Source organism: Rhizobium sp. BK181, from assembly GCF_014193305.1.
GTDB lineage: Bacteria > Pseudomonadota > Alphaproteobacteria > Rhizobiales > Rhizobiaceae > Rhizobium.
The window spans coordinates 1,221,948-1,243,145 of record NZ_JACHZA010000001.1 but is presented as its reverse complement, the minus strand read 5'-3'; the positions used below and the strand labels follow the sequence as shown (position 1 = coordinate 1,243,145).

Genomic DNA, 21,198 nt, shown 5'->3' with positions numbered 1-21,198 from the left:
AGATCATGAAGTTCACACTTTCCTGGCTGAAGGATCATCTGGAAACGGATGCGACCCTCGATGAAATCTGCAAGCGCCTGACCGAGATCGGCCTCGAGGTCGAGGATGTCGACGACAAGGCGGCGTTCAAGCCTTTCGTCATCGCCAAGATCCTGACCGCCGAGAAGCATCCGCAGGCAGATCGCCTCAAGGTTCTCTCGGTTGATACCGGCAAGGGCGCGCCCATCCAGGTCGTCTGTGGCGCTCCGAATGCGCGCGCCGGCCTGATTGGTGCCTTCGCGGCTCCCGGCACCTATGTTCCCGGCATCGACGTGACACTTGCCGTCGGCAACATCCGTGGCGTCGAAAGCCACGGCATGATGTGCTCGGAGAAGGAGCTGCAGATCTCCGACAGCCACGATGGCATCATCGACCTTCCTGAGGATGCGCCGGTTGGTCAGAGCTACGCCGCCTATGCACATCTCGACGATCCCATGATCGAGATCAACCTGACGCCGAACCGTCCGGATTGTACCTCGATCTACGGCATCGCTCGTGACCTGGCGGCATCCGGTCTCGGCACGCTGAAGACGCGTCCGGCACAGTCTTTCGCGGTTGAAGGCGAGACGCCCGTCAAGGTGACGCTCGACCTCGATGACGAGAAGCTTTGCCCGGGCTTTGCGCTGCGCCTCGTGCGTGGCGTCAAGAACGGCCCGAGCCCGAAGTGGATGCAGCAGCGCCTGCTGGCGATCGGCCTGCGCCCGATCAACGCGCTGGTTGACATCACCAACTACATGACCTTCGACCAGGGGCGCCCGATGCACGTCTTCGACGCCGCCAAGGTCAAGGGCAACCTGACCGTCCGCCGCGCCAAGGATGGCGAGACGGTGTTGGCGCTCGATCAGCGCGAGTACAAGCTTGGGCCGAACAATGTCGTGATCGCGGACGCCGATGGCATCGAGTCGATCGGCGGCATCATGGGCGGCGAGCATTCCGGCTGCGACGAGAACACGACAGACGTCCTGATCGAGAGCGCTCTCTGGGACCCGATGAATATCGCAAAGTCCGGCCGCGGCCTCGGTATCATCACCGATGCGCGCTACCGCTTCGAGCGTGGCGTCGATCCGGAGTACATGGTTCCGGGTATCGAGCGCACCACCGAGCTGGTGCTCGAACTCTGCGGTGGTACGGCGGCCAAGGCCGACGTCGTCGGCTACAAGGGCTATGAGCCCAAGACCGTCGACTTCCCCTTCTCGGAAGTGAAGCGACTGACGGGCCTGGAAGTCTCCACCGAAGAGAGCGTCGAAATCCTAACCCGCCTCGGTTTCAAGGTCACCGGTTCCGGCGAGCGCGTCTCGGTCTCGGTTCCGTCCTGGCGCCCCGATGTCGACGGCAAGGCCGACCTCGTCGAAGAAGTCATGCGCATCCACGGCGTCGACAACATCAAGCCCGCGCCGTTGGAAAGCCATGCGGCCGTCAACGGCAGGATCCTGACGACGCTGCAGATCCGCACCCGCACCGCCAAGCGCGCGCTTGCCTCGCGCGGCATGCTGGAAGCCGTCAACTGGTCGTTCATTTCGGAAGAGCAAGCGAAGCTCTTCGGCGGCGGCTCGCCGGCACTGAAGCTTGCCAACCCGATTGCATCAGACATGTCCGACATGCGTCCGTCGCTGTTGCCAGGCCTGCTCAGCGCTGCCCAGCGCAATGCCGACAAGGGCTACGGCGACGTCGCGATCTTCGAAGTCTCCGGCACCTATGAGAACGATCGCCCCGAGGGCCAGCGCCGCGTTGCCGGCGGTGTCCGTCGCGGCACTGCCTCGCTTGCCGGCGCCGGCCGCATGTGGCTGAACGCCGCCAAGGGTGGCGGCAAGCCGGTCGACGTCTTCGACGCCAAGGCCGATGCGCTCGCCGTGATCGAAGCCTGCGGCCTGCCGATGGGCAATATCCAGATCGAACAGGGCGGACCGGAATGGTACCACCCCGGCCGCTCCGGGACGATCAAGATGGGCCCAAAGATCATTCTCGGCTATTTCGGCGAGTTCCATCCCTCGACGCTGGAAGCCCTCGACGTATCGGGCTCTCTCTCAGGCTTCGAAGTCTACATCGACGCCATGGCCGAGCCGAAGAAGAAGGCGACCCGCACCAAGCCGGCGCTGGAGCTTTCGCCGTTCCAGGCCGTCAAGCGCGACTTCGCCTTTGTCGTCGACAAGTCGGTAGAAGCGGGCGCGATCATCAAGGCCGCCTCCGGCGTCGACCGCAAGCTCGTCACCGGTGTCAACGTCTTCGACATCTTCGAAGGCCCGTCGCTCGGTGAAGGTAAGAAGTCGGTAGCGATCGAGGTGCAGATCCAGCCGGTCGAGCGCACGCTGACCGACGAGGATTTCGAGGCGCTGACTGAGAAGATCGTCGCCAGCGTGACGAAGTTCACCGGCGGCGTCCTCAGAGCCTGAGGCGCATCCGATCTGTTAATGCAAAAAAGCCGGCGATAGTCTCGCCGGCTTTTCTATGTGTGGAGATAGTAGAGCTTGTTGACGATCGTCCAGCGGCCATCGATCTTCAGCATCGAGAGATAGTCGGTGAACCGCATGCCGGCGAAATCGTCGCTGACCTTCACGCTCGCTGCATCGCCGACGACGTCAAGCATCTGGATGTCCATGTGCGGCTGGGTGGTCGGCGGCGCCGAGCCCTCGGCGACGATGGCGGCAATGAACTCTTCCCGGTTCAGCCATTCGACGGCATTTTCGTAGTGGCCGATGATGGCACATTGCGGATGAAAGGCCTTCCGCAATGCCGCTTCGTTGGCGAAGGTCATGCCTTCGACATAGAGATGAACGACTGCTTCGATTGCCTGCTGGTCCGACATGCCTCACCTCGCCAGAAATATGCCCAATAGCATAGTGCAGCGAATGGGTGCGGCAAGGTCGCCCGATGCGGCAGCACCTTAACCTTTTGGCTGGGTCGCAAGCTCCGCCGGCCAGCCGGGAATTGCTCGCCGGCGATCTGGTCTCGCGGACCTTCCCCCGGTTGTCGATCGCGCCGGGAAGGAACCTGTGCAGCTATTGTTGCTCCCGCGGGACCGACAATCAGGCCGCGGCCTTCTGGTTGGCGGCTGTCATCGCCAGCTGTGACAGGGTCTTGTCCGTCGCGGCCTCTTCCTTGAGCGTCGCGTCGAGCAGGGCGACGACGTCCTTCTTGCCGAGCGTCTGTGCCCAGGTCTTCAGGGTGCCGTAGCGGGCGATCTCGTAATGTTCGACCGCCTGCGCTGCTGAGATGAGACCAGCATCGATAGCCGGCGAGCCCTTGAATTCGTCGATGATCTCTTCGCCCTCTGCAATAATGCCCTGGATCGCTTCGCAGGTCTTCCCCTGGGCGCGCTTCCCGACGATTTCAAAGACCTGCTGCAGGCGTTCCACATGGCCTTCCGTCTGCTCGCGATGCTTTTCGAAGCCGGCTTTCAGCTCTTGCGATTGGGCCGCCCGCGCCATTTTCGGCAGGGCGCGAAGAATCTGTCGTTCGGCAAAATAGATGTCCTTGAGCGTATCGTAGAATAGATCGTCGAGGGTCTTTTCCTTGGCCATTGTCTCTTCCCTTGCTGTGTGGAGTACCGCGAAGCGCGGACGGGAGAAGAAGTTAAGAGGACGCTAATTGTTCCGACCGTTTTTCGGGTTGCGCCGATCGTCAGGGCCGGCAGACTCCGGCGGTCAAACAACGGGAGCTTTTCGTGAAGAAACCTGGATCGATGAAGGGCCTGGAAGATCTCGGGCGTGCGCGGCTTTCGAAGAATTTCTTCCTCCGCGATTTTCTGCATTCCGAAATCGCCGATTTCTACCGCATTCCGAACATCCCGGAGAATCCCGATCTGGCGATCAAGGCGGGAAAACGGCTCTGCGAGGACCTGCTGGAGCCGCTGCAGGCAACCTTCGGCCGGCTGCACATCCGCTCCGGCTATCGCTCGCCCGAGGTCAACCAGTTCGGCAACCGCAACAATCTCAACTGCTCGTCAAATCCCGCGACCGCGGCCGATCACATCTGGGATCTTCGCGATTTCGATGGCTGCATGGGAGCGACAGCCTGCGTCGTCGTTCCGTGGATGATCGACAACTACCGCAACGAGGAGGATTGGCAGCGGCTTGCCTGGTGGATCCACGACCATCTGCCCTATGCCGCACTCTGCTTCTTCCCGAAACTCTGGGCCTTCAACATCCAGTGGCATGAGCGACCCCGCCGTATCATCCAGAGCTATGTCCGGCCGCGCGGCATCCTCACGAAGCCGGGAATGGAAAACTGGGAAGGCAGCCACGCCGGGTTCTATGAAGGCTTCCCGCCTCTCAGAAGTTGACGCGATAGCGAATGTGCCCGTTGTTCTCGGTATAGCCGTCGTAGAGTGCGCTTTCGAATCGTGCCACCCAACCAAGGTTGCTTAACACTGTCCGGCATGTCCCAGGACAGCTCGGCGACGCTTGCGATGTCGGTGAGAAGCGGAATATCAGGGCCGGGATTGTCGCAGGCGTCGACCTGGCAGGGCCGACTGCCAGGCGATTGTTGAGTCGCGCGAGACCGGCACGCTTGAGCGTCAGCATCGTATCTTCGAAGGCCGGGCCGGTCACATGAACAAACTGCCACCCGCTGTCCTCGGGAACGCCAAACAGCACGCGGGCTGCGGCCGCGAACTCGCTGCCGGCCGACCATGACAGCCGGTAATAGCTACCGTCCCTCTCGTTCCCCGGAAAGCTGGCCGGCTGCGACGAGACGGGAGACGGCAGTACGCACGAGGTTCTCGCTGATTCCAACTTCTGCGCAGGTTTCGATCGGATTGCCGATCCGGGCAATGCCGCCGCGCGGCTCGACGACATCGCCATAGATCGTCACGATGAAGCTCGCTGCCTTCAGGGGGCTTTCATCGAGAATTCCTCGTATCAACTCGCTTGTCCGAGCATCTGGTTGCTGCCATCACCGGTTCCTCCTTGGATGGTGGCAGTGCGACCTGTCATATTGTCGGGGCCGCTTGGGGAGGCGATAAAGCGGCCCCGTCAAGCATTTGCGGCGCCAGCGGCCATCTGGCGTTTTCAGGGCTCGCGGATTGCGGTGTCGAGTCCTCTCAAGATGGGATAGAGGAAGTAGGAGATGACGGTACGATGCCCCACCATAATCTCGGCTGAAACCGTCATACCGGGCAGCAGACGCACGGGCTCGTCCGAGCCCTTTAGCCTTGGGTCAGCGAGCGGTATGAGTGCCTTGAAATAAGGGGCCGCCGTCTGGGTTGCGGCCTCCTGCTGCGATGGGGTGAAGGCGTCGCGGCTCACCGTTCTGACCGTCCCGGATGCAGTGCCGAACTTTTGGAACGGATAGGCGTCAAACTTGATGCGCGCTTCCTTGCCATTGGTAATGCGGCCGATGTCGCGGGTATTGACCGAAACCTCGGCTTCCAGCGGTACATTGAGCGGCACCAGCGTTACAATGGGCTCGGCTTCTCGAACCACGGAGCCAACCGAGCGTGCGGCAAGATCAAGCACGACTGCATCCGCAGGTGCCGTCAGTGCAACCATGTCACGCCGAAGCTCCATCTTCTTCAGTTCCTGAGCGGCGGTGTCGCGCTGGCTGCGCAGATCGACCAGTTGCTCCATGGCGGCGCGTCGGAAGTCTTCGATGAACGCTTGTCGATCCGCCTTTAGCTTGGCGAAGGTATGCTCTGCCTCATCTGCCCGGCCCTGGACAGCGCTAAGACTGGTCTCGACATCCAGGCGAGCGTCGCGCGATCCAAGCAATGTTATCAAGGATCCGCTTTCGCGATTGTAAAGCCGTTCGCGGGCACCCTCGATCTGTGACAGCGTATCGCGTCGATTGGCAAGGACCGCCTCCTGGTTTCGGCTCGAAGTGATCGTCGCGGCCTGCGCCGCAATCTGCTGGTCGTAGTTCTGCAGCTGCGCCATGTAATAGGCGCGTCGCTGCCCGAACAACTGCATCTGAAGCAGCTCGTCGCGGGATCCGCCGGCCGTCTGGGTGTAGTCGGTACCGGCAAGCTCGGCTTCGAGGCGTTTCACCTGGGCGTCGAGAGCCGCGAACTTTGCCCGTTGCTGATCGACGTCAGATTGGCTGAATGTCGCATCGAGCGTCGCGAGCACCTGACCTTTCTTAACGATCTCGCCGGCTGCGACATTGATCGTCCGGATGATTGACGTTTCGAGAGGCTGCACGACGATGGTCGGCTGCGTCGTGATCAGTTTGCCGGGCGCAACGACGACCTCGTCTATCGACGAAACGGACGCCCAGACGATTGCCGCGGCGATCAGCGCGGTGATGCCGTAGAGCGTCATGCGGGCAACCCTTGGCGGAGCGCGCTCCTCCAACTCAACGGCATCGGACTGGAACTCTGCGATCGCGGCTGGCAGCGAGCGCCTGAGCGCCGGTTGAGTGACCGGGGCGGGTGCTGGAACTGGAAGATTCTCTCTTGGCTTTTCAGCGCGCGCGTTCATGCTACCTGCCTCATCTGCTGGGACCACAGGTGACGGTATGTCATGCAGCGTGTGACCAGTTGATCATGCCTGCCGATATCGGCGATCTTGCCGCGTTCGACGACGAGAATGGCGTCCGCATCCACAAGCGTGGAGAGGCGGTGAGAAACGATAACCACCGTTCGCCCGGCCGCGATCTGGCTGAGGTTTTGGCGAATGATCGTTTCGCTGTCGGGGTCGAGCGCGCTGGTGGCCTCGTCCAGGATCAGCAGTTTCGGATCGGTGATGAGTGCCCGGGCAATTGCCAGACGCTGTTTCTGCCCGCCCGACAGGTTCGAGGCGTTTTCCTCCAGCATCGTGTCGAAACCGCGCGGAAGGCGCTCGATGAACTCTTCGGCGCCGGCAATGCGTGCCACCTCCATGATTTCCTCGATACTTGCGTCGGGCTTTGCCGCCGCGATGTTTTCGCGAACAGTGCCGCGGAAAAGGAAGTTGTCCTGCAGCACGACACCGGTGCTCGTCCTGAGATGCACAAGGTCGATTTCGCGGCTGTCATAGCCGTCCATCCGCACAATACCCTGCTGGTTCTGATAGAGACCCTGGATCAGTCGCGTGATCGTCGTCTTGCCGGAACCGCTCTTGCCAACGACGCCGAAGACGGAGCCGGCAGGAATGTTGAAGGAGACATCGTCGAGTGCCGGCGGGCCATCTGGTCCGTAGCGGAACGTCACCTTGTCGAACTGGATGTTGCCTCGGAGGTGCGGGCGAATGCCGCGCCCGCGGCCAGCCTGTTCCGGGCGCTGGTTCATGATCTCACCCAGCATCCGCACCGAAAGCGCAACTTCCTGGTACTCGTGAACCATCGTCACGATCTGGACAAGCGGGCCAGACACGCGACCGGCGAGCATGTTGAATGCGACCAATGCGCCAATCGTCATCGCGCCGCTGAAGACGTCGAGAGCGCCGAGCCCGATGATCGCAACGCTCATCAGCTTTTCGAGGAGCCCGGTCATCGATTGGGCGGCCGTCGAGATTTTCTCGACACGGAACCGGACGGAAATCGATTGCGCCGAATAGTCGTCCCAGGCGCGGCGCTGGCGTGGTTCAAGCGCCAGCGATTTGACGGTGCGCATGCCGTGGACGGTTTCAACGAGCAAAGCCTGGCGGTCGCCTTCCGCCTTGTAAAGCGCCTGGAGACGACGCTGGAAGGGGCCGACCAGAAGCATGACGACGAGGCCGACAAGGGCGGCAAATCCGATGACGACGAGGGTCAGCTTGACGCTGTAAAGAAGCAGGATCGGAATGAAGACCAGCAATGACACGCCGTCGAGAAGCGTCAGAAACAGGCGGCCGGTCAGAAACTCGCGAATCCTGCCTGTCTGCTGCATGTGCTTCACGAGGACGCCCGCCGAAGCCTGCTCGAACAAGGCGATTGGAAGATTGAGCAGATGCCCGAACGTGCGTGTCGCGATGCGGATATCGATCCGGTTCGTCGCATAGAGCAACAGGTAACGGCGTAGGAAGCTGAAGGCAGCATCGAAGACAAGGGCAATGCCGATGCCAATGGTCAGGACCGTCAGCGTTGCGTAGCTCTGATGGACCAGCACCTTGTCGATGACAAGCTGAAAGAAGATCGGCGTCATCAGGCCAAGGCCGTAGAGAACGATGGCGGCAAGGGCAACATCGCGGAAGAAGCTGCGCTGCTTGATGATCTCGGGAATGAACCAGCGGAAGCCGAAAGGCTGGTCGGCATCGTTGATGCTGAAGTTTCGCTTCATCATCACGACGGATCCCCGCCAGGACCTGGTGAACTGCTCCTCGTTCAGGAGAATGAAGTCAGGGCGCTCGGCGAGCGGGTCGAGAACCCTGATTTTTGCCTCTTCTTCACCCATGGCCGGGCCGGCAATGACGACCCAGTTGCCGTTGTCGAGTTCCGCCAGAACCGGGAAGGCCTCGCCCAACTGGACGAGTGATGTCCAGGAAAGGCTGATCTGCCGCGCGCGCAATCCGGCATCCTTCGCCATGCGCAGCAGCTGCCGCATTTCGACCGGCCGCTCGTCGACTGCGTAGTCGTGCTGCAGGCGTTCGGGAGATAGATCGACGCCGTGATGGCGTGCGACGAGAGCAAGGCAGTGTAGATTGGTGTGCAAAAACGTACTCATGGCCCACCCGGGTGTCTGCGTTGAAGAAGAGGCGTTGGTCAGTTGAAGTTCGGCGAGGCGTTTGCCGATGCACCAGACGGCTGAATGATTTCAGCCTTGGGGGCCGATGGCAGGTCGTTGATGCGACGCACTGCACCCGCCTCGACAAGCCCGCCAAGCGCCTTCTGCATCAGGTCGACCGCATTCGCGAACGCGTCGACCGGCAAGATAATGCGTTGGCGGAAGACCGGCTTCGGGTTGTTGCTCGCATCGCGCTCGGTGGCCGACAGCGACATCAGATCGATGCGCACGATGGTGCCGGTAACGGTGATTTCGCCAATTCCATCTGCATAGAGTTCATTGCTCATTGTCGTCTCCTCGTTTCGATAGCTGATCATGGATGGTGATGTTGTGCGTGTTGCCAGGCCGGGAACGGATCCGCGAGATGCCTACCGAGATCGGGGTCGAAGCTTGCTTCGTCTCCGATCAGGCAATCGTCGAGCGCGGCGCTGATCGCCCGCTTATCGAAGCCGGCGCCGATGAACACGAGTTCCTGGCGGCGATCGCCCCATACGGCGTCCCAATAGCGGTCGAGCAATTGGCGGAACTGCGGATAGCGTGGCCAATGCGCCTTTGACACGCTTGCCCACCAGAAGCCCTTGGTGTCCATGCGTCGCTGTGTACCGGCAATCGAAAGGAGCCCGATCTCGTTCGGCCGCGTCGCCAACCAAAAGTGTCCCTTGGCGCGAATGAGGCCCGGCCACTGCTGCGCGAGAAAGCGGTCGAGCGCAGCGGGGTCGAAAGGACGGCGTGCGCGATAGACGAAGCTTGAGATCCCGTACTCCTCGGTTTCCGGAACATGGTCGCCCCAGCCATAGAGCTCCTTGTGCCAGTACGGGTGACGGGCCGACTTGGCCTCGCTGAAAAGGCCGGTGTCCAGAATGGTGGAAAGCGGGAGATGGCCGAAGTCCGTCTCGATGACGCGAGCATCGGGATTGAGTGCCGCAACGATCTGGCGCACCATCGCGCGGGTCTCGGAACTGACCTCGGAAACCTTGTTGATCACGACCACATCGGCAAATTCGATCTGCTCTACGAGCAGGTCTACAAGCGTTCGTACGTCATCGGTGTCGCGAGTTTCGCCGCGATCGCTCAGGAAATCGACGCTCGAGTAATCCGCCAGGAGGTTTGCCGCGTCGACGACCGACACCATTGTATCAAGCCGCGCAATGTCGCAAAGCGCGCTGCCGTTTTCGTCGCGAAAAGAGAATGTAGCGGCGATCGGCAGAGGTTCGGCGATGCCGGTGCCCTCGATGAGCAGATAGTCGAAGCGACCGTCGGCAGCAAGCCGACGCACTTCGCTCAACAGATCGTCACGCAGCGTGCAACAGATGCAGCCGTTGGTGAGTTCCACCAGGGTTTCATTGGTGCGCGACAGGTTGGCACCCCCATCACGAACGAGCTCGGCATCAATATTGATTTCGCTCATGTCATTGACGATGACGGCAACCCGGCGTCCTTCCCGGTTACGCAATACATGGTTGAGGATGGTTGTCTTTCCCGCGCCGAGGAAACCCGCCAAAACCGTTACTGGGAGGCGCTTGTCGCCACCTGTCATTGATACTCCCCCACTCGCTGTTACGCTGCGAGCTGCTGCCTGAATGCCACGTCCACGTAGTAGTTGGTGCTGTTGAATGTGCTCGTCGGGAACAGCCCGCTGGAGCCATAGGCATACACGCCGTTACCACCGCTCAGCGCCGACGACATGGCCTGCAGATTGCCGTTTGTCGTTGTGTCGCTGAAGTAGTTGCCGGTTGCCGAGTAATTGCCGTTCGTGCTGTAGGATACGACGTATGTCGAGCCGGCATCGATGGCGACCTGCTGCGAGAGATCGACAGATTGCCAACCGCTTGCGCTCTCGTTGGTGAAGGTGGCGCTCGCCAGCAGGGTGCCACTTGCTGTCCAGAGATAGCCTGTGTGTGCTCCGGTATTTTCCGCGCTCTTGTAGAAGCGAATACCGGTGATCCAGCCCGCTGCATCCGACTGGAATTTCATGCCGAGATTGACCGGGCTGTTGTCATTGACGGAGACGATCGCCGGCGTCGTACCGGCGGCGAAGACATTCTGCTCGCTGCCTTCGTTGGAAATGTTGAGGGATGCCTGCGCAGTGGACGTTGCACCCTTCGTATCGGCGATGGTGTAGGAAAAGCTCGCAGATCCGGTGTAGCCCGTTTCCGGCGTGAAGGTGATCATATTCGACTGGCTGTCGAAGGACACCGTTCCGTGCAGCGCGTTGCCGACACTGGTGACGGAAATCGCGTCGCCATCGGGGTCGCTGTCGTTGGCGAGCAATGCCGAGGCGAGGATCGTCAATTGGGTGTTTGCAACACCTGATATTCCGGAGTCGTTCGCAGCAACTGGGGCAGCGTTTTGAGTCGCTGGCTGATAAAGAACGTCGACCCAATAGTTGGTCAAATTGTAGGTCGCGCTCGGGAAGAGGCTGCCTGTGCCGTAGGCATAAACGCCATTGCCCGTAGAAGATGCGGTCAGAGTGCCGTTTGAGTGGCTGGTCGTGAAATAGTTTGGCGTGGCCGCATAGAAGCCGTTCGAATGATAGCTTGCCACATAGGTAACGCCTGCGGAGATGCTGACAGGTTGCGAGAAGGTTACCGTTTGCCAGCCGCTTGCTGTCTCGTTCGTGAAGGTTGCGGACGCAAGCAAGACGCCGGTGCTGCTCCAGAGTGAACCGACGTGCGTGCCGGTGTCTTGCGCGCTCTTGTAGTAGCGCAGGCCGGTAATCTCGCCCCTTTCGGAAGAGGTGAACTTGACGCCGAGTTCCACCGATCCTGGATCATTGTCCGCAGCAATGGTGGGCGTGTCGGTTGACGAAAACAGGCCTGTGCCCGTTGGCTGTGCGCCAACCGTCAGGCTGACGGTTGCCGAGGCGGTGCCGCCGCGGCCATCTGCGATCGTGTACGAGAAATTTGCCGCGCCGACGTATCCTGTTGTCGGAGTGAACACGATCGTATTTGTCACGCTATCGAAAGTGACTGTGCCGTTTGCCCCGTTTGCAACGCCCGTGATCGACAACGGGTCGCCATCCGGGTCGTTGTCGTTCGCCAGGAGGGCTGCTGCCGCAATGGATAGTGCCGTGCTCGAGTAGGTGCTGAAGCCGTTATCGTTGGCTGCAACAGGCACCGAATTCACCGTCGATTGATTGAATACGACATCGACCCAGTAATTGGATGCCTGATAGCTGGATGTTGGGAAAGTCGTGCCGGTGCCGTAGGAAAAGACGCCGTTCCCTCCGCTCGCGGTCGCGGAAACGCCGGTGAGGGCTCCGTTGGTATGCGCAGTGTTGAAGTAGCCGACAGTTGCCACATAGGTCCCGGTCGTGTGATACGATGCGACGTAGGTTACCCCGGCCTGGATCTGGATCGGGCTGGAGAACTTTGCGGTTTGCCAACCGCTGAGAGACTCGTTGGTGAAAGTTACAGTCGTCAGGAGCGTGCCGTCAGTGCTCCAGATCGAACCAGTGTGGGTACCCGTATCGCCGGACGCCTTATAGAAACGAATTCCGGTGATCGAACCGCTGCTCGACGAGGTGAACTTCATGCCCAACTCGACTGCAGAATTGTCGGTAAACGCCTGCCCCGTGGGACCTTCGTTCGGCTGAAACAGCGAAACGCCGGCCGCAACTTCGTCCACGGAAAGGCTCACGCTCCCCTGGTCCGTGCCACCCCGTCCGTCGGAAAGGGTGTAGCTGAAGCTTGCCGGCCCGATGTAGTTGGCATTCGGTGTAAAGATCACGTTGCCGGTTTGAGTGTCCAGCGCAACCGTTCCGTTGACTGCATTGCCAACGCCGATGATCGTCAGCGCATCACCATTGGCGTCAGTATCGTTGGCTGTCAGCGAGGCAAATGACATTGTCAAAACGCCATTGCGGGAGATGGTAAAGCCGCTGTCGTCGGTTGCCACGGGTATGCTGTTCGGACCAGCGTCAAACACAACATCAACCCAGTAGTTTGATCCGCCAGGGTTGTTGCCCGGGAAGGTACTGGTGGCGCCATATGCATAAACACCACCCCCATCAACTGCCTTCAGCACGCCATTGGTATAGGTCGAGCCAGGAGTGAAATAGTTCTCGGTGACTGAATAGAAGCCGTTGCTGTGATAGGAGGCAACGAAGGTCGTCCCCGCGGGGATATGAATTGGAGTGGAAAAGGTGACTGTTTGCCAGCCTGAAAGGGACTCGCCCGTCGATACGCCCGTGGCAAGCAGTGTCCCACTGGCGTCCCACAAACTGACTTTATGTTCACCAACGTTGTAGAAGCCTTTGTAGAAGCGAATCCCCTCGATATAGCCGCCGGTGGTGGACTGAAAACGGACCCCGAGTTCGACGCCGTCGCGGTCGACCGCAGTCTCGAGCGTGGGCTTGGAGGCCAGTGTCCAAAGACCGGTCGTGTCCGGCAGTGTGACAGTGACCTGCTTTCCGGACGATGGCGTCTCCAGGTTGACGCTGTCGTCGACGGCACGCGACATGATCGTGTAGGTGCCGCTCGCCTGGACGACCCAGTTGTAGCTCCAGTTTTCACGGCCGGTTGCCTTGAACCAATGCTGGCCGCCGTCAGTAGACACCTCGATACCGGCGATAATGCCGCCGCCGAAGTCCTGGGCCGTTCCAGTGATCGTGACGTGCTGGCCTTCGACAAAACTCGCACCGATGATTGGCGACGTAATCGTTGATGTTGGCTTCAGGTGGTCAGTGGACTGCGTCGCGAGAATAAGGCTGGCATCCAGCGTCGTTGGCTGGATTCCCATATCCGCGAACATGTTGACCATAGCCTGCTGGACGTTCGGGTCTGTCGGCGTTTCCGGTCCTTCATGCTGATCGTTCAATCCCCACGACCAGAATACGGTGCCTGCGCCGAATACCAGCGCTCCGCTTGCGGCTCGATACATCGTCAGGCTATGATTTACGACGGCATCGCCGATGGTAGTGCCATAGTCCCGAAGATAGGTGTTCACTGCCACTGTGGACAGAGACAGGTTGATCAGCCCGTCTGGCCGGAACCCATTTTCGACGTCGGAATCCCATTCATAGCCAAGCAGGTTCTGGACGAGATTGTATGTTTCTCCGGGCTGGAGGTTGGCAACGTCGGTGTTTCGCCAGAAACGCAGGTTCGAATAGTCATAAGGTATTGAAATTGTATCGGAGCGATAGCTGTCGACCGTGAACATGGTTCCGGTCAGCGAGTTCTCCGGCTCCTGTCCGGGGTCGGCATAGCGTGGATCGCGCCAAGTGCCGGTGCCGATGTCGCTCGGATCCGTGCTGGTCCCCCAAGTCTCCTTGTAGCAAACCATGGTCCGGTAGGCTTGGCCGTTGCCATCAATGCTGCTTTCCCATCGTACTTTCCAGTAGCATTCATTTCCGCTCCAGAATGCTAGGTTGACGCCGCTATCACGGGCCGCTTCGACGTTAGTGCGCTGTTCGGCTGACCAGTATTCGTCGTGACCAACGGAGAGGTAAGCTTGATGGTTAAGGAGCAGATTGCCATTGCGAGACGCATCGACGCCGGAGATGTAGGAGACGTCATAGCCGTTCTGCTCAAGCCATTGGATTGCTGAGTGCTCGGCGCCAAAGATGTAGTCCCACGTTCCTCCCATCGCGCTTGTATTGGTGATGATCGGGCGGTTGTAGCTGATTGCCGATGCACGCCCAATCGCAGTCAGGCCGCAACTGCAGTTTGGAGGCATGTAGCCGATCATGTCTGCTGGGTCGACCGGTACATTGCCTTCGTAGAGGCTCGCCCCACCCCATGCGTTGTAGGCCTGCCAGGTCGTATCGGAGGTCTGGAAGACGATGTCGCTGTGCGAAGCATCGTCGCGCACGACAAACGGAATGATGCTTGCGTCTTCGGTCCCGTCCTCCCGCACCAGTTTGGCGATGTACACGCCCGATACTGCGTCATCCGGAATCTGCCAGCTCGCTGAAACCGACCAGTTGCCACAGTCGATAAGGCCAAGCGACATGTCGACGATGGGGTGCGGCTGGATCTGGGCCGTCGTCAGCGACTTGTCAATCGACGCTACCTTGCGCGCGCCGTCGCCGCCGTAATAGCCGAGACGATAAATGTCGATGCGGTAGTGAGTCGAGTCCGTTGCGATCTTGAAGTCTACGGTGCCGCCGACATTGGTGCTGATTTCGGTAGCAAAACCCTGAATGGTCCCGCCGCCGTCGCCGTCGAGGCCCCATTCACTGATCGGGTCGCCTTGCTTCAAGTTCTCGTCGGCGATCCTGTTTCGCAAAGGAGTAGCTGCGGCTGTAACTGTAGTGTCTGTTGTTAACGGGGCCGTTGCGGCCAGGGCCGCCGGGGCAGTTGCGGCCAGCGTTGCCGGGTCCGTTGCGGTTGTCGGGGCTGACGCGGACGAATTATTGTCCTCAGCAGTTACTACGGTTGCGGCCGAAAACCTCAGGATCGGCGCACTTGATGTATCGCTTGCGCCCGAGACCGGCAGTGTCACCTCAGGAGCAGCCGAAAGGGCAGGTTCCAGCGACGTCGTGGCAATCGGCGTGGAAGGATCGGGAGGCAGGACCGTGCGTGGCTTCGCTGTCGTCTGTGGGTCGGGCGTGGAAGAACTTGTCGTCGATGCCCCGGCGGTCGTTAGCGCGAAGCTGGCTCCGCCGGTCGTATCGCCTGTGGAGGGCGCACCTGAAGCCGGAGACATTTGCGACGTGGCAGGATCACTCGTCAGAGGAGATGCTGTGGTCTGTGCTCCCGTAAGACCGTATGTCCGTCTTCGTGGCTGAGGTGGCTCGCCCTACACTGGTCTTCCGAGGGTTGCTCGGGTAGGCCGAGCCGGATCCTCACCACAGGAGGACGAGCCGTGGCAGAATATAGAGAAGCTTTTGTCGGAATCGATGTCGCTAAATTGAAGAATGCAATTGCCATCGCCGACGCCGGCCGCACGGGCGAGATCCGCTTTTTAGGTGAGTTTGATGCGTCGGCTTCGAGTATGCGGCGCACAATCCAACGAATAGCTGCAAAATTTGATCGCGTAATTTTCTGTTACGAAGCCGGCCCTACGGGTTACGGCCTTTATCGGCTGATCCTATCGCTCGGCCATGAATGCACAGTCGTAGCTCCGTCGCTGATCCCGAGGAAACCTGGTGATCGCGTGAAGACGAACCGTCGAGATGCACTCGCGCTCGCCCGGCTACTAAGGGCCGGCGAGCTCACGTCGGTGTGGGTTCCTGACGAGGGTCATGAAGCGATACGTGATCTTGTTCGTGCTCGGGCTTCCGCTGTCGAGACGCTACGGGTTCATCGGCAGCAGATAAGTGCCTTCATGCTCAAACATAGCCGCATCTATCCGGGCAAGAAGACTTGGACAATGCGGTATCTGCGTTGGCTGCAAGAGCAGCAGTTCGACCATCCCGCGCACCAAATCGCGCTGCAGGAAATGGCCGAGGCGGTGCGCGTCTCGAAAGAGCGTGTTGAACGACTGGAGAAGGTAATTGAAGAATTCATCCCGAACTGGTCTCTCGCGCCGGTCGTCCGAGCTCTGCAGGCGCTACGAGGGGTCGATTTGATCGTTGCTGTCACCTTTGCCACTGAGGTCGGCGATGTGACCAGATTTGACAGCCCTCGGCAATTGATGGGTTACCTCGGTCTAGTGCCGGGAGAGCGGTCGACGGGTGAGACAGTCCGGCGGGGCTCTATCACGAAGGCTGGCAACGGCCGGATCCGCCACATGTTGGTTGAAAGCGCCTGGACATATCGCCATCCTCCGAGGGTGGGCGCGAAGAAGTTATATCGCTTGGATGCGGCGCCACCGAAAGTGCGCGAGATCGCGTGGAAAGCTCAGAGCCGGTTGACGGCTCGCTACCGTATGTTAGCCGCACGAGGAAAGCGGACGACAGTGGTATGCACTGCGATTGCTCGAGAGCTGGCCGGATTCATGTGGGCTGTTGCAAGGGAGGCGCAAACGGTCAAATCGTAGATCGCGGCAACGAACGTGCACCTCGCGCATGGGCGGAGGCGGGACAACGGCAGGGGAACATCCGTCAGTCGCTTTGTGGCCGGTAAATGACCGACGCCCGCAGTAAGATAGGAACAGCCCCGGACGCACAATCGGGAATGCGGTAGCCAACCCGCGCATCAGAGCTTGATCACCGACGTCCTTGAGTTCCGCCTCCACCCATACGCGATCATCATCATGAATAGTCGTTCGTCAGAACGGGCGGTTAAACACGCCCAGAGCATTGACAACGGACATCAGAGCGAGCTTACCGAGCCGACGGCGTTCAAGTCGGCAATCGGGGGAGCCCCTGTTGAGGAACCTACTGTTGCGTTTGCAAGAAGAGCACTGCCAGTGACCGCTGCGCTGTAAACGCTCGACGTTCCGCCGTATGCGCTCAGATAGTCGCGGTTCTTGATGTTGATCCTCAGCATGACGAACGCCCCTCACTCGCACTGCGACACATGTCCAGGGAAGTATCCTGTCATGTTTGCGGAAAGAGAGAACGACAGTAATCAGCGGTATGATGTATCGCGACGCATACACCAATAGGGTTACATCTTGTCTATGGAGATGTTTTATTCAATTTTACACCGCTTAGATGAAAATAATACTTAAGAAGCTGGCCAGACTGAGGGCTCGTGCGAGCTCACGGGTCGGTAAGTCTTTCGCAGTATGGCCGTCTGTCGGATGAGCAGAAAACTGCGATCGAACGTGTCGCCGGATCGGAGCGCATCACCGCTGTGATCGGCTGTGCCGGCGCTGGCAAGACGACGATGATGAAGGCGGCGCGAGAGGCGTGGGCGGCGGCCGGTTATAGGGTCGTTGGTGGCGCTCTTGCGGGCAAGGCGGCAGAAGGCTTGGAAAAGGAAGCTGGCATTGCCTCCCGCACGCTGTCCGCCTGGGAACTTAATCGGCCAAAAAGCTCGCGTCAGCGCGCATCGTGCTCGCGCTTCGCATAGCGGATCGTCACGGCCATCGGCTGGCTCCCGTCACGCGCCCGCATTGTCGAGCAGTGCCATTGCCTCGTCAGAGAGCGAAACTGTCGCCGACTTGGTTAGGCTGTCAAGCTGCGACAGGCTGGTGGCGCTGGCGATCGGCGCCGTCACGCCCTTCTTTCTGAGCAGCCAGGCAAGCGCGATCTCCGCCGGCTTGGCGTCGGTTTCCGCCGCGACCTTGTCGAGCGCTGCAAGGATGCGCATTCCCTTGTCGTCGAGATACTGCGCCACCCGGCCTTCTCGGGCGCGGCCTTCCGTATCGGCCTTGCTGCGGTATTTTCCGGAGAGAAAGCCGGCGGCAAGACTGAAGTAGGTGATGACACCGATATCTTCCTTGACGCAGAGATCGGCCAGCGGTCCCTCGAAGTTAGCGCGTTCGTAGAGATTGTATTCCGGCTGGATCACGTCGTAGCGCGGCACGCCGACCTTCTCGGCGGCATCGAAGGACGCCTGAAGCTGTGTCGCGTCGAGATTGGAGGAGCCGATCGCGCGGATCTTGCCTTGCTGCTTCAGCTTGGCAAAGGCGCCGAGCGTTTCTTCATAGGGCGTGTTCTCGTCAGGCCAATGTGAGAGGTAGAGATCGATATGGTCGGTTTGCAGCCGGCGCAGCGAATCCTCGACCGCCTTCAGGATATAGGTTTCCTTCAGCGTCTTGCCCTGGCCCATGTCGGAGCCGACCTTGGTGATGATCACAGCCTTGTCACGGGAGACCTTGCCGCGCTTCAGCCACTTGCCGATGATCTCCTCGGAATCGCCGCCCTTGTTGCCCGGCACCCAGGCCGAATAGACGTCGGCCGTGTCAATCGTGTTGAACCCGGCGTCGAAGAAGGCATCGAGAATGTCGAAGGATGTCTTCTCGTCGGCGGTCCAGCCGAAGACGTTGCCGCCGAAGACGATCGGGGCGATTGAAAGGCCAGTTTTTCCAAGACGGCGCATATCCATGGCGCTCTCCTAAAGTGCTGAATTGATTGAAATCGATGACGCGACAGAACGCCGCCGGGACGTAACCTAGCGCGGCCGCCGCCTGATGGAAACCTGCTCCTTGAATTGTGATCACGCCATTGCGCCGTCGCCGTCGCCTTACTAAGGTGCGCAAAAATCGAACCAGGAGAGGAGTGAGGCTATGCTGCGTTTTGGTATTCTTTCGACCGCGAAGATCGGCCGTGAACTCGTTGTCCCCGCCATCCAGGACGCCGAAAACTGCGTCGTGACGGCGGTTGCCAGCCGCAATCTGGCGAGAGCCCGGGAGATGGCGGATCGCTTTTCCGTTCCGCACGCCTTCGGTTCCTACGAGGAGATGCTGGCCTCCGACAAGATCGACGCCGTCTATATCCCGCTGCCGACCTCGCAGCATGTCGAGTGGACCATCAAGGCCGCTGACGCCGGCAAGCACGTGCTCTGCGAAAAGCCGATTGCGCTGAAGGCCGATGAGATCGACAGCCTGATCGCCGCCCGCGACCGCAACAAGGTTCTCGTCACCGAGGCCTATATGGTCACCTACACGCCGGTCTGGCGGAAGGTCCGTTCGCTGATTGCGGATGGCGCGATCGGAACGCTCCTGCATGTCCAGGGCGCATTTACCTATTTCAACCGCGATCCCGGCAACATGCGCAATATCCCCGAGCTCGGCGGCGGGGCGTTGCCGGATATCGGTGTTTACCCGACGATCGCCACCCGCTTCACGACCGGCAAGGAGCCGCTCCGTGTTCAGGCCGTTACTCGCCGCGACCCTGAGTTCGGCACCGACATCTATTCGAGCGTCAAGGCCGATTTCGGCGACTTCGAGCTGACCTTCTATGTCGCAACGCAGATGGCGAACCGCCAGGTCATGGTCTTCCACGGCACGGATGGCTTTATCGAGGTGAAGTCGCCCTTCAACGCCGACCGCTGGGGCGCCGAGGAAATCGAGCTGACCAACCGCAGCCACAATGAATCGACGATCTTCCGCTTCCCGGACAGCCGCCAGTACAAGCGCGAAGCCGAAGCCTTTGCGCGGGCTGCCAAGGGCGAGAATGAAGAGATCGTGACGCTGGAGAGCTCGAAGCTCAGCCAGAAGTTCATCGATTCGATCTATCGCGCGAGCGAGAAGGACGGCTGGGAGCCGGTCTGATTCAGTCGCGGCGGAAGACGAAGCGGGAATAGCCGATAAAGCTGAACACCATGGAGGCGGCGGTGGAGAGCACCATCGCCGCGAGCGGCTGCAAGTCGGGCAGCCGCAGCAACAGCGCTGAATAGAGTCCATAGTTAACCAGTGCCGCGGTTACGCCGACGGAGCCGTAGCGAAATCCCTCGACGGCGAGCGAATGTCCCGAGCGATCGAACGTGAACGTTCTGTTGAAGAGCCATGTCGTCGCCATTGCGAGAGCAATCGCTATCAAGCGCGCCAGGAATGGGCCAAGTGGCGTGACATGCAACAAAAACGCCAAGACCCCGGCATCCACGAGAAAGCCAAGGCCGCCTGCAATCGCGAAGCGCAGCAGCTTCTTCATCTGCTGCCGATCCTACTCGGCAATTGTCGGGGAGTGTCAAGATCATCCACCAGCAACGGTGTCTGCTCGCGTGGGCGAGGGGACGCAAGGCTCATATAGTGGATGCGAAGCTGTTCGGCGCGGGCGCGCGAAACGGAGTCCAGGATCACGCCGGCGGTAAACATCATGAATGATACCATCATCAGTGCCATGGACAGAACCCATGTCGGCATTCGGCTGACAAGACCCGTTTCAAAATACTCGACGAGAACAGGCGCCATGAATCCCAGACTGGCCAGCATAAAGGCGGCGCTGACGATGCCAAAGAACGCGAAAGGGCGGGTTTCCTTCATCAGCATCGCGAACATCCAAAGGATCTTTGCGCCGTCCTTGAATGTGGAAAGCTTGGAATGAGAGCCTTCCGGCCGGCGGCCGTAGTCCAGCTCAAGTTCGCTGATCGGCAGCTTCAGACGCGATGCATGCACGGACATTTCCGTCTCGATCTCGAAACCTCCCGAGACGGCAGGGAAGCTCTTGACGAAGCGTCGCGAGAAGACGCGGTAGCCCGAGAAGATATCGGTGAAGTCGGTTCCAAAGATCGTTCGGTAGAGCACGTTGAAAATCTTGTTGCCGAAGGCGTGACCCTGCCTGCCGGCGTCCGCCTGCACGCCGCGCCGCGTGCCGACGACCATGTCGGCGCGCTCCGTCAGCAGCGTGCGGATCAGTTCCTCGGCGTCGTCGGGGGAGTACGTCGCGTCGCCATCCGCCATGATGTAGATGTCAGCGTCGATGTCGGCGAACATGCGCCTGACAACGTGGCCCTTGCCTTGCCGCCGTTCACGCACGACACTTGCGCCGGCAAGCATCGCGTGGAGGGCGGTGCCATCCGTCGAGTTGTTGTCGTAGACATGCACCACGGCGCCCGGCAGCGCAGATCTGAACCCCCGGACAACGGCGCCAATGGTCGAGGCCTCGTTGTAGCACGGTAAGAGCACCGCAATATTCAGATTGTCGATCCGCGATCCAGTCATGATCAAACCCGTGGCGAAAGAAATCCGCTCAAGAATAGATGGCGGCCGTTAACAACTAACTATGAATCCCGCGAAAACCGCCGGCCGGTGGGACCTTTACGGTTTCT

General features: G+C 60.1%; 15 protein-coding genes and 2 pseudogenes. 5 read left to right on the top strand and 12 right to left on the bottom strand.

All coding sequences use genetic code 11. From position 1 onward, the window contains the following. The first annotated feature begins 5 nt into the window (after nucleotides 1-5). A complete protein-coding gene (gene pheT, locus FHT77_RS06255) occupies nucleotides 6-2,429 on the top strand; it encodes a phenylalanine--tRNA ligase subunit beta (protein WP_183753456.1) in 2,424 nt (807 codons plus the stop codon). Nucleotides 2,430-2,482: 53 nt separating this feature from the next. Here pheT and FHT77_RS06250 read toward each other — a convergent pair whose 3' ends face one another. Beyond that, entirely contained in the window at nucleotides 2,483-2,842 is a 360-nt protein-coding gene (locus FHT77_RS06250; protein ID WP_183753454.1) for a nuclear transport factor 2 family protein, read from the bottom strand. Nucleotides 2,843-3,062: 220 nt separating this feature from the next. Further along, nucleotides 3,063-3,557, bottom strand: a complete 495-nt coding sequence (locus FHT77_RS06245) for a ferritin-like domain-containing protein (RefSeq protein ID WP_114710832.1) — start codon at nucleotides 3,555-3,557, stop codon at nucleotides 3,063-3,065. A gap of 143 nt (nucleotides 3,558-3,700) precedes the next feature. On the opposite strand from FHT77_RS06245, the gene FHT77_RS06240 reads away from it, so the two are divergent. Then, nucleotides 3,701-4,318 (top strand): hypothetical protein, encoded by a 618-nt coding sequence (locus tag FHT77_RS06240; protein ID WP_312859728.1) that lies wholly within the window; start codon nucleotides 3,701-3,703, stop codon nucleotides 4,316-4,318. A gap of 130 nt (nucleotides 4,319-4,448) precedes the next feature. Here FHT77_RS06240 and FHT77_RS06235 read toward each other — a convergent pair. The 6 genes and pseudogenes from FHT77_RS06235 to FHT77_RS06210 form a co-directional block, all read right to left on the bottom strand. Further along, nucleotides 4,449-4,899: pseudogene (locus tag FHT77_RS06235) on the bottom strand (PaaX family transcriptional regulator); the annotation flags it as partial. 146 nt (nucleotides 4,900-5,045) lie between these two features. After that, nucleotides 5,046-6,452 carry an HlyD family type I secretion periplasmic adaptor subunit gene (locus tag FHT77_RS06230; protein ID WP_183753452.1) on the bottom strand — a complete coding sequence of 469 codons (1,407 nt, stop codon included), beginning with the start codon at nucleotides 6,450-6,452 and terminating at the stop codon, nucleotides 5,046-5,048. Further along, on the bottom strand, nucleotides 6,449-8,593 hold the full coding sequence (locus tag FHT77_RS06225) for a peptidase domain-containing ABC transporter (protein ID WP_183753450.1): 2,145 nt from the start codon (nucleotides 8,591-8,593) through the stop codon (nucleotides 6,449-6,451). The genes FHT77_RS06230 and FHT77_RS06225 overlap by 4 nt, the downstream gene beginning before the upstream one ends. Before the next feature lie 38 nt (nucleotides 8,594-8,631). After that, complete coding sequence (locus FHT77_RS06220) at nucleotides 8,632-8,940, bottom strand: hypothetical protein (RefSeq protein WP_183753448.1); 309 nt, start codon at nucleotides 8,938-8,940, stop codon at nucleotides 8,632-8,634. 26 nt (nucleotides 8,941-8,966) lie between these two features. Beyond that, the gene (locus FHT77_RS06215; RefSeq protein ID WP_183753446.1) at nucleotides 8,967-10,190 is read right to left on the bottom strand and encodes a GTP-binding protein; all 1,224 of its coding nucleotides are present in this window, start codon (nucleotides 10,188-10,190) and stop codon (nucleotides 8,967-8,969) included. A 20-nt stretch (nucleotides 10,191-10,210) separates the two neighbouring features. Further along, the gene (locus tag FHT77_RS06210) at nucleotides 10,211-15,301 is read right to left on the bottom strand and encodes a DUF4082 domain-containing protein (protein WP_246719668.1); all 5,091 of its coding nucleotides are present in this window, start codon (nucleotides 15,299-15,301) and stop codon (nucleotides 10,211-10,213) included. A gap of 159 nt (nucleotides 15,302-15,460) precedes the next feature. Here FHT77_RS06210 and FHT77_RS06205 point away from each other — a divergent pair, with 159 nt between their 5' ends. Next, complete coding sequence (locus FHT77_RS06205) at nucleotides 15,461-16,576, top strand: IS110 family transposase (RefSeq protein ID WP_183753444.1); 1,116 nt, start codon at nucleotides 15,461-15,463, stop codon at nucleotides 16,574-16,576. A gap of 275 nt (nucleotides 16,577-16,851) precedes the next feature. Here FHT77_RS06205 and FHT77_RS06200 read toward each other — a convergent pair whose 3' ends face one another. Then, the gene (locus FHT77_RS06200) at nucleotides 16,852-17,028 is read right to left on the bottom strand and encodes a hypothetical protein (RefSeq protein ID WP_183753442.1); all 177 of its coding nucleotides are present in this window, start codon (nucleotides 17,026-17,028) and stop codon (nucleotides 16,852-16,854) included. Between the two features lie 243 nt (nucleotides 17,029-17,271). Between FHT77_RS06200 and FHT77_RS06195 the strand changes: the two are divergent. Further along, nucleotides 17,272-17,505, top strand: a pseudogene (locus FHT77_RS06195) (AAA family ATPase); the annotation flags it as partial. Between the two features lie 81 nt (nucleotides 17,506-17,586). Here the strand turns inward: FHT77_RS06195 and FHT77_RS06190 are convergent. Beyond that, complete coding sequence (locus FHT77_RS06190; protein ID WP_183753440.1) at nucleotides 17,587-18,534, bottom strand: aldo/keto reductase; 948 nt, start codon at nucleotides 18,532-18,534, stop codon at nucleotides 17,587-17,589. A 181-nt stretch (nucleotides 18,535-18,715) separates the two neighbouring features. Here FHT77_RS06190 and FHT77_RS06185 point away from each other — a divergent pair, with 181 nt between their 5' ends. Next, nucleotides 18,716-19,702 carry a Gfo/Idh/MocA family protein gene (locus tag FHT77_RS06185; RefSeq protein WP_183753438.1) on the top strand — a complete coding sequence of 329 codons (987 nt, stop codon included), beginning with the start codon at nucleotides 18,716-18,718 and terminating at the stop codon, nucleotides 19,700-19,702. A gap of 1 nt (nucleotide 19,703) precedes the next feature. Here FHT77_RS06185 and FHT77_RS06180 read toward each other — a convergent pair whose 3' ends face one another. Next, a complete protein-coding gene (locus FHT77_RS06180) occupies nucleotides 19,704-20,081 on the bottom strand; it encodes a GtrA family protein (RefSeq protein WP_183753436.1) in 378 nt (125 codons plus the stop codon). Further along, nucleotides 20,078-21,091 carry a glycosyltransferase family 2 protein gene (locus tag FHT77_RS06175; protein ID WP_183753434.1) on the bottom strand — a complete coding sequence of 338 codons (1,014 nt, stop codon included), beginning with the start codon at nucleotides 21,089-21,091 and terminating at the stop codon, nucleotides 20,078-20,080. The genes FHT77_RS06180 and FHT77_RS06175 overlap by 4 nt, the downstream gene beginning before the upstream one ends. Nucleotides 21,092-21,198: the final 107 nt, after the last annotated feature.

What these genes read in the sequence shown, in the direction of transcription:
- pheT (WP_183753456.1), top strand. Translation starts at nt 6, where the DNA reads ATGAAGTTCACACTTTCCTGGCTGAAGGATCATCTGGAAACGGATGCG.
- FHT77_RS06250 (WP_183753454.1), bottom strand. Translation starts at nt 2,842, where the DNA reads ATGTCGGACCAGCAGGCAATCGAAGCAGTCGTTCATCTCTATGTCGAA.
- FHT77_RS06245 (WP_114710832.1), bottom strand. Translation starts at nt 3,557, where the DNA reads ATGGCCAAGGAAAAGACCCTCGACGATCTATTCTACGATACGCTCAAG.
- FHT77_RS06230 (WP_183753452.1), bottom strand. Translation starts at nt 6,452, where the DNA reads ATGAACGCGCGCGCTGAAAAGCCAAGAGAGAATCTTCCAGTTCCAGCA.
- FHT77_RS06225 (WP_183753450.1), bottom strand. Translation starts at nt 8,593, where the DNA reads ATGAGTACGTTTTTGCACACCAATCTACACTGCCTTGCTCTCGTCGCA.
- FHT77_RS06220 (WP_183753448.1), bottom strand. Translation starts at nt 8,940, where the DNA reads ATGAGCAATGAACTCTATGCAGATGGAATTGGCGAAATCACCGTTACC.
- FHT77_RS06215 (WP_183753446.1), bottom strand. Translation starts at nt 10,190, where the DNA reads ATGACAGGTGGCGACAAGCGCCTCCCAGTAACGGTTTTGGCGGGTTTC.
- FHT77_RS06210 (WP_246719668.1), bottom strand. Translation starts at nt 15,301, where the DNA reads ATGTCTCCGGCTTCAGGTGCGCCCTCCACAGGCGATACGACCGGCGGA.
- FHT77_RS06200 (WP_183753442.1), bottom strand. Translation starts at nt 17,028, where the DNA reads ATGCTGAGGATCAACATCAAGAACCGCGACTATCTGAGCGCATACGGC.
- FHT77_RS06190 (WP_183753440.1), bottom strand. Translation starts at nt 18,534, where the DNA reads ATGGATATGCGCCGTCTTGGAAAAACTGGCCTTTCAATCGCCCCGATC.
- FHT77_RS06185 (WP_183753438.1), top strand. Translation starts at nt 18,716, where the DNA reads ATGCTGCGTTTTGGTATTCTTTCGACCGCGAAGATCGGCCGTGAACTC.
- FHT77_RS06180 (WP_183753436.1), bottom strand. Translation starts at nt 20,081, where the DNA reads ATGAAGAAGCTGCTGCGCTTCGCGATTGCAGGCGGCCTTGGCTTTCTC.
- FHT77_RS06175 (WP_183753434.1), bottom strand. Translation starts at nt 21,091, where the DNA reads ATGACTGGATCGCGGATCGACAATCTGAATATTGCGGTGCTCTTACCG.